Annotated in this window: 1 protein-coding gene; it reads right to left on the reverse strand. The window is 41.6% G+C overall.

Features of this window, described 5'->3' with window-relative positions; genetic code table 11:
• Positions 1 to 257: ABC transporter substrate-binding protein (locus AAEZ05_RS29290; RefSeq protein WP_350650121.1), on the reverse strand; the 257-nt coding region annotated here is incomplete at both ends.

Genomic DNA, 257 nt, shown 5'->3' on the forward strand with positions numbered 1-257 from the left:
TTGGTGACTTGGATAAAGGTATCTATCGCGTCCTTTTTTGCGCTATAGATCTCATCAGTCGTTAGAATCTCTAACGCTGAGAAGTTCGGATAAGGGGACAGGTTCTGATCGATAAACGTAAAGTCTAACCCTTCATGCGTCGCTTCAACCCCTTCAAAGTTATAAAAGCACAACCATGCACCATCGAGGTTTGGGTCTTCTTGCAGGTTTTTTATATGATAAAAGTCCTTTTGTACAAAGCTCACATTGTCACGACT

Source organism: Pseudomonas sp. HY13-MNA-CIBAN-0226 (assembly GCF_040310305.1).
Lineage (GTDB): Bacteria > Pseudomonadota > Gammaproteobacteria > Pseudomonadales > Pseudomonadaceae > Aquipseudomonas > Aquipseudomonas gregormendelii.